Here is a 12,879-nt window from a genome sequence, read left to right as displayed (position 1 = left end):
GCTTATCTAAAGGAAAGGCACAATGAAACTTGCACTATCTTCAATAGCGCTAGCAGTGGCTGGCGTGTGTTCACCGGTTATGGCCGCTCAATTACAAGGTCAAGTGACCGATCTGCAAGGCGCACCTATCGCTGGCGCCCTTGTCAGTATCGACGGTGGGACGAGCACAAGCACAAATCCACAGGGCCAGTATCAGTTAACTGTCGCCGACAATAGTCATATCCATCTCCACATTAGCAATGCCGATTTTAAGCATGTTGATAGGGATTTGCAGATAACCACTGGCGCGGTAACGCAGGATATTTCACTGACAAAAACGGCGATGGAAAACATTGTCGTGACCGCATCGCCGCTCGCCCGCTCTGCGCTCGAAAGCACTACGCCAATTAGTGTACTGACCGAAGATCAACTCAAGCTCAATATCGAGCCGACGCTAGGTGACACCTTAGAAAAACTGCCCGGCGTTCAAGCCTCCCACTTTGGCGCGGGGGCGAGTCGCCCCATCATTCGCGGCATGGGCGGTCCTCGAGTACAAGTGCTTGAAAATGGCCTGTCTGTTGGTGATGCATCGACGGTATCGGCCGATCACGCGGTAACAGCAGAAGCCGCCTCGGCGCAGCAAATTGAGATCCTGCGCGGCCCAGGCACATTGCTTTACGGGAACGGCGCCATTGGCGGTGTGGTCAATGTGGTGGATAAACGCTACCACGAGAGCCCAGTCGATGAGCTGTCGGGACAATTTGGCACTCGCTACGACACAGCCAGCAATGGCCGCACCTTTAACGGGGATATCGATGGTGGCAATGGTCAGTTCAATTGGCATGTAGATGGCACCCACCGCATTACCGACGATGTCGATATTCCGGGAAATGCCATTGCCAATCTGCCCGAAACCCATGGAAAACTGGCGAACAGTAACCAAAAACTCGACGACTATGCCGCGGGGGTTGGCTATACCGGTGACACGGGATTTGTCAGCGTGTCCGGCGCGCGTACTGAATCGAATTACGGTATTCCCGGCCGCGGCGAAGCCGATGCGCCCGACATCACCATAGATTTAAAGAAAACCGCATGGCAACTGCACAGTGGTTTGTTAGATCCTTTTGCAGGCTTCAGTAAACTGCGTTTTGATGCGGGCTATACCGATTATCAACATGCTGAGGAAGAAGATGGGGTTGCCGGCACAACTTTCTTCAACAAACAAAGTGAAGTGCGCTTAAGCCTTAACAATCATCCTTGGGGCGAATGGCAAGGCACTATGGGGCTGCATGCTGTGCACCGTGACTTTGCCGTTGAAGGCGAAGAAGCGCTAACGCCAGACAGCAAAACCGATACCTTAGCCGCCTTTATCGTGCAAGAACGTAAGGTCGGAGATTTTCGCTTCGAGCTTGGCGGCCGCTTAGAGCATTACCGCTTAGCGCCAGACAGCATGACGTTAGACACACTAAATGGCGAACAAACCTACCAAGCCGAAGACCTAGTCGATAATGATCTCACCGTATCAGCGGGCATGGTGTGGGACTTCGATCCTGCCTATAACTTGGGACTATCGCTCACCCGCGCCCAACGTTCGGCCACAGCCGAAGAGCTTTACAGCTATGGTCCCCACGATGCCACCCAAAGCTTTGAGCTTGGTTCGCAGTTCAGCGTTGAAAATGGTCAAATCATCACTAATAGTGGCAATAACGATAAAGAGGTCGCCAACAATATCGACTTAACCCTGCGCAAATTAGAGGGTGCGTGGACAGGCTCATTGAGCATGGCCTACAACCGAGTCAATAATTTCTATTACGAGAAAAATACGGGCTTAATCGCCTCTGACATAATCAACGGCGATGCTGAAGGTGATTTACCGGTTTACCAATACACCCAAGGCGATGCAGAGCTTTATTCCCTCGAGGCCCAAGCCAGTATCCCGTTCAACGATACTTGGTCATTGGATATGTTCAGCGATTACACCCGCGGCAAGTTGATCGATGGTGGTAACTTGCCACTTATTTCGCCCATGCGTATCGGTTCAATTTTAAACTTTGACCAACAACAATGGCACGCTGAAGTCGGCGCAATTGGCTATGCTAAACAAACGGATACGGCCGAAAATGAAACCGAAACAGCAGGCTATGCGCTAGTGAATGCCGCCGTCACCTACCGTTTATATACTTCTGCGGGTGACATGCTGTTCTATGTCAAAGGCACAAATCTACTCGACCAAGACGCGCGGCCACACACCTCGTTACTCAAAGATTACGCCCCACTGATGGGACGCAACTTTATGTTAGGTGTCACCTATAACTTCTAAAAAAAAGTAGTTGTAAAAGACAATAAATGAAGCCCAAAGCGAAGTCCTAGACTTCGCTTTTATTTTTCAATTAAACAGCGCGTACCTTGAACTGCTGCATGGTTTCCCTTAATGAGTTGGCCTGCTGAGACAATGACTCACTGGCTTTTGCAGTTTCATTGGCGCTGCCAAGTACCAATTCCCCTGAATCTCGAATCTCATTAATACGCTCACTGATATCCTCAGCGGTGACGGCTTGCTCCTCGCTTGCGGTCGCGACTTGAGCATTGGCCTGAGTCAGTTCAGTTAAGGCATCTAAAATCTCAAATAGGTGCTGCTTGGCTTGATTAACGAGCAATGACGACTCACTGATTTGCTTGTCGTTATTAGCGAAGGATTCGACTGAGGACTTAGCATCTTTCACGAGTGTTTGGATAAGATCGCTGATCTCCTGCGTGGCGGTTTGGCTACGAGTTGCCAGCGCCCGCACTTCTTCGGCGACCACAGCAAACCCACGTCCTTGATCTCCCGCCCGCGCCGCTTCAATCGATGCATTCAAGGCCAACAAGTTCGTCTGCCCCGCTATCGCATCGACTACAGAGACAAAGTTGAGGATTTTTCCGGTACTCGCTTGAACCTGCTGAATAAGTTGATTCGAATACTGGGCGCTGGCGACTAACTGTTTGGAAATTTTTTCGCTCGCATCGACAACCTCGCAACTTTCTTTCACCTTATGCTCGGCTTGTCCCGCTGAGTACGAAGCGGTTTCGGCACTGCTCGCCACTTCAGTGATCGTTGCCGCCATTTGGGTCATAGAGGCGGCGACTTGGTCGGTATTATCTTGCTGCCTCAACATGGCCTCACGGTTGTTCTCGGCCACCGCATTAAGCTCAGTCACCATAGAGGCAATTTCTTCACTTCGAGCAATCACTTGGCCGACGGTTTTACTTAAGGTCCACGCCATTTGATTCATACTGACGGTGAGTTCGCCCAGTTCATCCTTAGAATCGACGCGCAGCTCTTGGTTAAAGTTACCCTGTTCCATCTTAGCGGCAGAATTACGTAACCGATTGATAGATTTGACCATGTATTGACTGCAAGCGATACCAATCAATAAGCCTATGACTAAAGACACGATAGAAATAATCGTTAAGCCATAAATAGCCCTAAGCTCTTCGTCCTCAGTCACAGAAACCGCGGTTTGAGTCATTTGCTCTAAACGCTCAACGAACTGACTTAGCTCAGTATTAAACTCGTTTTGCGCAACCTCTAAGGATTCAACCCGCTTAGCTAAAGCGGCTGGTTCTTCTTTTTGCTGGATACCTGTGATGACAGTAGCAAGTAAAGCTTCATAGTCACCAAAACGTTGAATAATCGTGCCAATATCTTGATTTAACTGCTGCGTTTTTTCATGTAATAGCGGATTTTTAGCCTCTTTTAATGCCACATTGAGCATAGACTGAGTCGAGAGTAACTCCTTATTAATGTCTTCTTTATGCTGAATAACATCCGCAATAAACGCCGCTAAAATGGGCTGACTCGATGCGGCTTCAATGTCCGCCGCACGAAACGCTTTTTCTAAAATGACTGAGCTTTCGAGCTGCTTAATGGTAACGTCGGTTGATAATCTCACTAATGGAATATTTTCCTTTGCAATGCCTTGGATTTCCTCAGAAACTCGCTGCATCTTCAGCAGACTAAAACCAGACAAAATCAGGATCAGTACTAACATCACCCCAACGAGGGCGATCATCTTATGTTTAATCCGTAAATCTTTTAAAAACTGCACCATAAAACGGGTCTCCAACAAACACCGATATCAAAGGACGTCCCATTGAGAATAGTCGCAGTTTTCACTTTAGGTGGTTGAATTGAGCCTAAAGTATTAGCTGAATTTAAAAGAAAAACTTAAACATTAGAAAAATCGCATTATAGCTAAGCTCGATGATACGTTAGAAAGTCAAAACCCGTTTAAGGCGCGCGAAATACCAGAGGGCAGAAGTTTGAACAAACGTTGGTGAAATTAGACGCTCAATACCGCCTTCCAATACCTACACCTCAACAAACCGCTAAAACTTGCATTAACATGGCAGATCACAGAAGATCCCTTGGCCTTTTTCATTGCCTTTAGCCTCATCTATGACTCAAGCTGCATCGCCTACGCCAAATACTGTGACTCACACAGCGACGAATACTGTTACCTCACATCCTTCGGCAAGTGCCTATCCTGATGCCTCTGCGGTTCTTTGTTCATTAGAAGCAGAGCAGCGCAATGCTAAAATTAGGTCGCAATTCCCAGCGTTAAATCAACTGCTTGATGGCTATCCCTTGTGTTATCTCGACACCGCAGCCACCAGCCAGAAACCGCAAATGGTGTTAGATGCCATGGCGCAGTTTTACGCTAACGACAATGCTAATGTACACCGCGCGGCGCACCAGTTATCGGCGCGATCGACCTTAAGTTATGAAAAAGTGCGCGATCAACTGCAGCTATTTTTAAAGGCCGAACGCCGCGAAGAAATCATCTTTACCCACGGCACCACAGAATCAATCAACTTAGTCGCCTTTGGACTCTCTGCACACGTCAACGCTGGTGATGTGATATTAATCGACGCCGCCGCCCACCACGCCAATATCGTACCTTGGCAGGAGCTGGCAAAACGCACGGGCGCTGTGATTAAGCCAATCCCTCTCGATCAAGCTTGCCGCTTAGATGTCAGCGCCTATAAAACCTTGCTCGAGTTAAAGCCAAAAATCGTCGCGCTTTGCCATGTTTCCAACGCCCTAGGCACAGTCAATCCCGTGGCTCAGTTAGTTCAGCTAGCAAAAGCCCAAGGTGCAATAACCTTAGTTGATGGTGCGCAAGCAGTGGCGCATTTAACGCTGGATGTGGCTGAAATCGATTGTGATTTTTACGTTTTTTCGGGGCATAAAATGTATGGTCCGACTGGCGTTGGCGTGCTTTACGGCCGTTTCGACGCTTTAGATAATCTCGCGCCACTATTAACTGGCGGCGAGATGATTAAACGCGTGAGTTTTGAGGCGACAGAATTTGGCAGCCTACCGAATCGCTTAGAAGCGGGTACACCGCCGATTGCCGAAGTCATAGGTTTAGGCGCGGCCATTACATTTTTACAAACCGAGCTTACACCGCAGGTTCAAGCTTATGAAGCTGAACTGGTTAACTATTTGCAAAGCCAATTGCGCGCGCTCGGTGAAGTGCATTTATACGGCGCCTTTGATGATAATATCGGCGTCGTCGCCTTTAATCTTGCCGATGAACATCATCAAGATGTAGGCATTTTACTGGATCAACAAGGGATTGCCGTGCGCTGCGGCCATCACTGCGCCATGCCATTAATGCAGAGTCTGAATCTTAAGGGCTGTTGCCGCGCCTCTATCGGTATCTACACCAATAAAGACGACATCGACCGCTTTATTGCTGCGTTGGCCTCGGTAAAAGATTTGCTGCTGTGATCAGGTATTTAGCCACTGAACCACGCGACTCATGCGCTCAAGATAAGTTACGCTCAAATAAGTGAGACAGGATTTAGCCCTATGACAGATTCGACTATGCCTATGCCAAGCGAGGCCGATTTTCACTATTCAGTGCAAGATGCCGAGACCTTGCTAGCGCGTTTTACCAAGGCACCTAACTGGCAGGAAAGATATCGCCAAATTATGTTGCTAGGGAAAGACTTACCGAGTTTAAGCCCAGAACTTCGCGTCGAAGCCGCTCAGGTAAAAGGTTGTGAAAGTGATGCGTGGATTTATCATCTCGAACAGGCTGGCAAACACTATTATTTAGCCGACAGCGATGCCCGCATTGTTAAGGGATTGATCGGATTATTGCTTGGCGCCTGCCATGGCAAAAGTCGCGCTGAGATCCAAGCATTTGATCCTACAGCTTACTTCAAACAATTGGGGTTAGAAGGTCAGCTCAGCCCATCACGCACCAACGGCCTTAATTCACTCGCAAAAGCCATGCTTGAAGCCACTCGATGATCATAACCTTAGGGTTTCATTTTCTGGCAAAAGTACTGGCACAAACGATAATGAACACAGCTCTGCAACAATAAATCATCATCACTCCAACCTAGGGGAAAAGGCCAAAAAAGGGATTTAATCAAAGACTTCTACGCCCTAAAAAGGTATAAAGAAGTTACATTTGCGTTATTGATAGGAACCGAGCATGCCCATCAAGGCAGTCAATCACCACCGTCGTACTCTTCTTAAAGGTCTTGGCGCAGCAACACTATTAAGTCCACTCGCCAGTATGCCAAGCTTTGCCGCCAAACCAAGGCGGATATATGTCGATGGTTTATCCTTCCTTCCCGATGACTTAAGTGATGTAACAGCCTCTAAACTCGATGCTTATATATGCGATATTTCGGCGATTGAGACCATAGAACAAGCCGATGGCACTCAAAACTACAAACGCACTTATAAAGCCTGCATGGAAAGCATTAAGCAGGCCACTAAAAGGGTGAGCGATCATCCCGATATTTTACTGCAAGGCCTGAGGGGGCGCGATATTCAACGTGCCCGCGACAGCCAACGCACTGCGGTATTCTTTCAAATCCAAGGCGCAGATTGTGTCGAAGCAGACAGTGAAGCTAACCAGTGGGCACGGGTTGATGAATTCCATCAACAAGGGCTGCGCGTATTACAGCTCACCCACCACTATGGCAACACCTTCGCCGGCGGCGCCTTAGACAGTGATGCCAATGGCGGACTCAACAAGCCGCTCACCGCCCACGGACGCGAACTTATCGCCAAACTCAATCATTCCAATATCTTGGTCGATGTGAGTCACTCCAGCGCCCAAACCGCTTTAGATGTCGCTAAGATCACTAAGTCTCCCATAGTGCAGAGTCACGGTGCAGCGCGGGGCATAGTTAACCATGCCCGTTGTTCACCCGATGAAGTGATCCGCGCCATCGGCGATAGCGGCGGCGTATTCGGCGTATTTATGATGAGCTTCTGGCTCACCAATAATGCCGTGCCCACGATCGATGACTATATTCGCCAACTGGAATATGTGTCGCGTGTCGGCGGTGTGGATAGTGTGGCAATTGCCAACGACTTCCCGCTGCGTGGCCAAGAAAACCTACTGGCACTCGGTAATGACAACGCCAAAGGCATTAAAGAATATCAAGAATGGTGGTACAGCCTGAGGGCAAAAGGCGTGCTAGGTTTTGATGCAGAGCCAAGGCATGTCGTGATCCCCGAGCTAAATCATATCGATCGCATGAGCCGTATCGACGATGCCTTAGCCAAGGCACGCTTTAAAGCCACCGACCGCGACCGCTTTATGGGTGGCAACTGGCAACGCGTGCTCAATAAAGTACTACTGTAAATAGCATTGTTTTATCGCCCTGTTTAATTTACGTTGTCGAAAAATTTACGGGCTTATCTGCTCGCTTCAGTCTTGGATATTCTATGCTGACCACACTCGCCATTTTCAATTATCGCTCTCTGCGTGAAATCGTCTTGCCCCTAGGGCAACTCAATTTGATCACAGGGGCAAATGGCAGTGGTAAATCGAACCTATACAAGGCGCTACGTTTACTGGCACAAACGGCGCAAGGCGGTGTCGTCAACGCATTAGCCCAAGAAGGCGGACTCGACTCCAGCTTTTGGGCGGGGCCAGAAAATTTCACCAAAAGCATGTTAGCGGGCGACACAGCCATTGAAGCCACCGTCAGGCAAGCGCCAAAACGCTTAAAGCTCGGCTTTGGCGGCGAGGACTTTAGCTATCTTATTGAACTCGGTTTACCTGAACCCGACGCTACTACGCTGTTTGGCTTAGATCCACAAATCAAGCGCGAAGCCATTTGGAACGGACCTAAGTATCGCCCCTCTACAGTGTTAGTCGAGCGCCGTGGTCCTATGGTGAAAAGCCGCAGTGCTGATGGAAAAGGCTGGATAATCTTAGGCGCCCACCTGCAAACTGGCGACAGTATTTTTACCGAGCTTGCCGATCCCGAGCGCTGCCCAGAAGTGCTCAAGCTTCGCGACAGTATCCGCGCGTGGCGCTTTTACGATCACTTCAGAACCGATGCCGAAGCCCCTGCACGGCGACCACAATTAGGCACGGCCACGCCGGTATTGCACCACGATGGCCGTGATTTAGCCTCGGCAATTCAAACCATTTTTGAGATAGGCGATAAATCGGCTTTCGATCATGCGGTGAGCGATGCGTTTCCCGGTGCTAAGGTTCGAATCGAACCTCAAGCGGGCGGCATTTTAGTGCTCGCGTTTCATCAACATGGTTTATTAAGGCCACTCAATGCCAGTGAATTGTCGGACGGCACCTTGCGTTATTTGCTGTTAATCGCCGCCCTACTGACCCCAAGACCGCCGGAGCTTATGGTATTAAACGAGCCAGAAACCAGTCTGCATCCAGATTTATTGCCCGCGCTGGCACGCTTAATTGCTAAGGTATCAGAGGAGTGTCAACTATGGGTGGTATCCCACGCCAATCGGCTTATCAATGCCTTAAGCCAATTTGAACACTGCAATACCTTGGCCTTAGACAAAACCTTAGGCCAAACGCAGATCCAAGGCCAAGACTTGCTCAATACGCCCAGTTGGCTATGGCAGAATCGTTAGTCGGCGGTGCTGGTGCTAACGCGATTGCCCTCATCAATCGTAAAATACCGCGAGCCATAGGGTTTCTGAACTTTTAGAAGTCGAAGCGACGCGGTGTTTTTGATGGGGCACAATCGTTAAGTAATCACCTGGGGTTAGCGTTACGGGTTCACCTTGTTCAAATTCAAGCGTCGCCTCCCCTTTAAGTAACATCACCCATTCATGCTGAGTTTGATCGTACCATTGACCGTCAGGTAGATACCCAAACCACCTGAAGATGCAGGATTCAGCGGGAATTTAACACACTTTAGGCAAGGCGGCTATTTGCAGACCTAGTGGACTAAGTTAAAAATAGCCAACACGGCATAAAGTGCGTTAAAACCCGCCGGGACGGAGCGCTTAGGGCACTCCACTTCCGTGTTGCATCAATTCAGAAGGTGGCCGACATTCTGTCGTTGATGCGCCTTGAATTGAAGCACCCTAAGCGCTCTGAAACTCGTATCTTCAGGTAGCTTGGGTATATTGCCCATTAGAGACGATGCGATCTATGGTCACAGTGTCATTACCCGCCAGTTTTTCAAACACTTCCGCCGATAAATCTGTGGGTAATTTTGCAAAAAAGTTATCAAGCATTTTGTGTTTATTCCTCTGCTTTTATTCGCTCTCTCTGCTGATTAAACAGTATTTTTAACAATCAAACATTGAGAAACGAAACCATTAACCGCTATGATATGCGCACTGAAATACTCAAGGGCCATGAGTATCCATCAGATAAGCTTATTGTTTTACATATGGATATGGAGATTTCCCCTGATGTCGTTGTTTCGCGCACTCAAAGCCAAGTTATTCCCCTCAAGCCAAACTAGCCGCGATCCAAAAGACATTCAGCTTCAAACTGAATCACCTGTAGCCTGCCAAGAACAAGCGCTAACTCAGGCGCCGTCAGTCGCTGTACCGCAATTCCAGCGTCACTTCAGCTTAAAAATTTATGCGACAAAGGCAGACGCGAGCGCTTGTGAAGAAAATGCCGACCACAACTTAACTCTCTATCACTACGATGCGCCCCAAGCAATAGAACTCTTAGGCTGGGAAAATGCTAATGAATGCTGCGAATTTCATCATACCGAATTTGACCGCCTTGAAATGGGCAATCAACTCCCGTTTCCAGAGCAACATTTTTGGCTCGGCACAGAAAAAGTCTGCAGTATCACAGCTAAAAAGAACCACCAGGAAACCACATTATGGCAGGTTGAACTTAACAATCGAGATGCTCTGTTAATAAGCCACTTTACGCTCGATGCAGACTATAAAGTACAAGGCGACATTCAAGATTACGCCAGCTTAACTGGCCAACTACATCGCACTTATCATCAACTCGATTCTGAAGACGGCGCGGGTATGCTCAGAATTGTCACCCAAACGCCCAATCTCACAGAAGCCGTTGACTCAAACTACTTTGGTGAACGTCATGGCGTTTCCCGCCAGTTCGACGCTCTGGGGACCTTGTTATTTGAAGGTAACTTTATTAATGATCAACAACTTGGACAGCAAGCTTGGTATGATCATGAGGGCAACATAACCCAGAGTGAAGAACGCAGTACGAGCGGCATATTAGTCAAACGCTATTACAGTAATGGGCAAGTCAGAGAGGATGCTGAACTTGATCGTGATGGCAACTACGTCAATACCTTGAGTCGCTATTATGAGTCAGGCAAACGCTGGCTGACTCGACCTATGCTAGCGAATAAAATCCACGGCATTGAATATATGTACTATGAATGTGGCGCCCTTCAGGCCGAACTGAGTCACGAGCATGGCAACTTAGTTAAAGAGGTATGGTTTCATCCTAATGGTCAGCTCAAACAAAAAATACTCGTCAATGACGCGGGCAAGAGCTTTGAAACCTTTTTTGAAAATGGTCAATTGTCATGGCGTGAGCAATTTAATCCGCAGGGGCTTATCTATGGTATTCGCCAAGAATGGCACCCTAATGGACAGCTCGCATTACAACTTAACTTCGACAACGGTCTCGCACAGGGAAATCGTGAAAAATGGTACGCCAATGGCCAGCTTGAGGCAAAAATCCCATTTGAACAGGGTAAAGAGCAAGGCATGGCCTACTGGTATCATGACAATGGCCAACTGTCTCTCGAAATGTACCTAGAGAAAGGACTCAGGGAAGGCCTGTTTAAAAGCTATTACAAAAGTGGCGTGCTCTCGGCTGAAGGCCAATATAAAAATAACCTCTCGGTAGCCCCCTTTATCGAATATTACGAAAACCAGCAAGTTCAAATGTATTTACCGCACACCCAAGGCAACCGTGATGGCACTGCCCGCTGGTTTTACCAAGATGGCACGATACGCACTATCTCTGAGTATGAAGTGCGCGACGGCCAAGGCTACCTCAGAGAATCCAGTTTTTATAACAAAAAAGGGGTCCTCGAATCCTATCAAAGTCACTCAAATACCCGCTGTGGCTATCATCTTGAGAATAATCAAAGGGAATACTATCAAGATGGTATTGCCGACACTCGCATCGAATACTATGAAGATGGCACTATTCGCTGGTTACTCACCCGTACACAAGGGGATTTATTTAGCTCTAAATCCTTATCACCTCAAGGTTTAATTTTAGAAACTGGCACAATCCAAATTACCGATGGCCGTTACCTCGATGTTGGCCATTGGCAACGGTTTACGCCCCAAGGACAAGTGTATCGTGAAGTTTGGCTAGATGAAGAAGGCCAACTGATAGAAAGTCGTCACTACTTTGATGCTAATCAGCCTCTATCGACTCAAGAAGATGACGAAGCAGAATGGGATAACGCAGAGCCCCGTAATTATGGCTATGATAATTGCGACATCAGTGACTATGATGAAAGCGAAGACGAGAGCGATGACTTTGATTATGATCGTGCTGATTGGGAAAATGACGGGCTAAACCAGCGTTCAGATAACCATGGACATAGCGCTAGCCATAGCAACAATAGCGCATATTTGTCCCGCCACAAGTATCACAGACCCGATATCGCAACGAAAAAAGCACAAGCCACAGCGGATGTCGACGCTAAAGAGCCGATATTGTCTTATCACTTAAAATTTGACAACGAAAGCAAGCTCTATGCAATGAAGCGCTATCATCCCAATAGCCACATTGCCGAAGAAGGTAATTTACAGATCCAAGGAGAAGAACAATTCTGGGTCGGTATCCATAATCAATACGATGAGCAAGGTAAGCTCAAGCTCTCCGAAACCTACACTATGGCAGGAGAGCCGATAGAGCACACCACCAGCACGAATGCGATATTGTTAAATTAATCAAATTGATATGGATAATGTCAGTATCAATAGATATGAATGATGAGTATAGATAATGTGGTAAGCCCTGATTTAAATTGGCTTACCTTATTTGTCTTACTTACCTTAATCACCAACTCCATTGAAGTAATAAAAATCTAGTTGCAACACTAAAAACTAAAGTGCAAAAGTGGCGATGGTCTTTTGAATACCGACGACATCCGTGCCACGCTTGAGTTCTTTAACTAAAGGTTCGCTCTGGCCTGAGATCCAGATTTTAAGCTCAGCATCTAAATCAAAATGGCCAGTGGTTTCCACTTCAAAATGGGTAATGGATTTATAGGGTATGGAATGGTAGGTGACCTTCTTGCCAGTAAGCCCCTGCTTATCAATTAAGATCAAACGTTTATTGGTGAAAATAAACAAATCGCGGATCACTTTGTAGGCGAGTTTTAATTCTTCTTGAATGCCCATAATAGGCCTCAATTCTTCGGCTAATTCCTGTAAATCAACCTCAGCAGCATTACCGAGTAAACCGTCTAACAGTCCCATTTTAACATCCCTTATTATTGATATTATTTTCAATAAGATATCTGCTGATAACCGAATGTGCAATATTGGGCTTTGATGAAAATATGGGAGTAGCTATGGTGAGGGCAACATAAATATAGGTAGGCAAATTAAGCGCGCGGATGCAGGCTGAATGGGTG

10 protein-coding genes are annotated in these 12,879 nt (G+C 47.6%); 6 read left to right on the top strand and 4 right to left on the bottom strand.

Translation table 11 applies throughout. The features are described from left to right. The first annotated feature begins 22 nt into the window (after nucleotides 1-22). Complete coding sequence (locus Q4Q50_RS13560) at nucleotides 23-2,299, top strand: TonB-dependent receptor (RefSeq protein WP_311899727.1); 2,277 nt, start codon at nucleotides 23-25, stop codon at nucleotides 2,297-2,299. Nucleotides 2,300-2,369: 70 nt separating this feature from the next. Here Q4Q50_RS13560 and Q4Q50_RS13555 read toward each other — a convergent pair whose 3' ends face one another. Beyond that, a complete protein-coding gene (locus tag Q4Q50_RS13555; RefSeq protein ID WP_071938538.1) occupies nucleotides 2,370-4,070 on the bottom strand; it encodes a methyl-accepting chemotaxis protein in 1,701 nt (566 codons plus the stop codon). 347 nt (nucleotides 4,071-4,417) lie between these two features. On the opposite strand from Q4Q50_RS13555, the gene Q4Q50_RS13550 reads away from it, so the two are divergent. The 4 genes from Q4Q50_RS13550 to Q4Q50_RS13535 all read left to right on the top strand — a co-directional run bounded on the left by Q4Q50_RS13550 (nucleotide 4,418) and on the right by Q4Q50_RS13535 (nucleotide 8,893). Beyond that, a complete protein-coding gene (locus Q4Q50_RS13550) occupies nucleotides 4,418-5,755 on the top strand; it encodes a cysteine desulfurase (RefSeq protein ID WP_311899725.1) in 1,338 nt (445 codons plus the stop codon). 81 nt (nucleotides 5,756-5,836) lie between these two features. Further along, nucleotides 5,837-6,283 carry a SufE family protein gene (locus tag Q4Q50_RS13545; protein ID WP_311899724.1) on the top strand — a complete coding sequence of 149 codons (447 nt, stop codon included), beginning with the start codon at nucleotides 5,837-5,839 and terminating at the stop codon, nucleotides 6,281-6,283. Nucleotides 6,284-6,470: 187 nt separating this feature from the next. After that, nucleotides 6,471-7,637 carry a membrane dipeptidase gene (locus Q4Q50_RS13540; protein ID WP_311899722.1) on the top strand — a complete coding sequence of 389 codons (1,167 nt, stop codon included), beginning with the start codon at nucleotides 6,471-6,473 and terminating at the stop codon, nucleotides 7,635-7,637. 83 nt (nucleotides 7,638-7,720) lie between these two features. Next, nucleotides 7,721-8,893, top strand: a complete 1,173-nt coding sequence (locus Q4Q50_RS13535) for an AAA family ATPase (RefSeq protein WP_115333937.1) — start codon at nucleotides 7,721-7,723, stop codon at nucleotides 8,891-8,893. A 33-nt stretch (nucleotides 8,894-8,926) separates the two neighbouring features. On the opposite strand, the gene Q4Q50_RS13530 is transcribed toward Q4Q50_RS13535, so the two are convergent. Both Q4Q50_RS13530 and Q4Q50_RS13525 read right to left on the bottom strand, forming a co-directional pair. Beyond that, the gene (locus Q4Q50_RS13530) at nucleotides 8,927-9,169 is read right to left on the bottom strand and encodes a cupin domain-containing protein (protein ID WP_311899758.1); all 243 of its coding nucleotides are present in this window, start codon (nucleotides 9,167-9,169) and stop codon (nucleotides 8,927-8,929) included. A gap of 207 nt (nucleotides 9,170-9,376) precedes the next feature. Beyond that, nucleotides 9,377-9,505 carry a cupin domain-containing protein gene (locus tag Q4Q50_RS13525; protein WP_371824877.1) on the bottom strand — a complete coding sequence of 43 codons (129 nt, stop codon included), beginning with the start codon at nucleotides 9,503-9,505 and terminating at the stop codon, nucleotides 9,377-9,379. A 180-nt stretch (nucleotides 9,506-9,685) separates the two neighbouring features. On the opposite strand from Q4Q50_RS13525, the gene Q4Q50_RS13520 reads away from it, so the two are divergent. Beyond that, on the top strand, nucleotides 9,686-12,190 hold the full coding sequence (locus Q4Q50_RS13520; RefSeq protein WP_311899721.1) for a toxin-antitoxin system YwqK family antitoxin: 2,505 nt from the start codon (nucleotides 9,686-9,688) through the stop codon (nucleotides 12,188-12,190). Between the two features lie 156 nt (nucleotides 12,191-12,346). On the opposite strand, the gene Q4Q50_RS13515 is transcribed toward Q4Q50_RS13520, so the two are convergent. After that, nucleotides 12,347-12,721: a PH domain-containing protein gene (locus tag Q4Q50_RS13515; RefSeq protein ID WP_106651556.1), complete on the bottom strand. Its 375-nt coding sequence runs from the start codon at nucleotides 12,719-12,721 to the stop codon at nucleotides 12,347-12,349. Nucleotides 12,722-12,879 lie beyond the last annotated feature (158 nt).

The organism is Shewanella scandinavica (genome assembly GCF_031932065.1).
GTDB classification, from domain to species: domain Bacteria; phylum Pseudomonadota; class Gammaproteobacteria; order Enterobacterales; family Shewanellaceae; genus Shewanella; species Shewanella baltica.
This window is presented reverse-complemented; position numbering and strand designations above follow the sequence as displayed.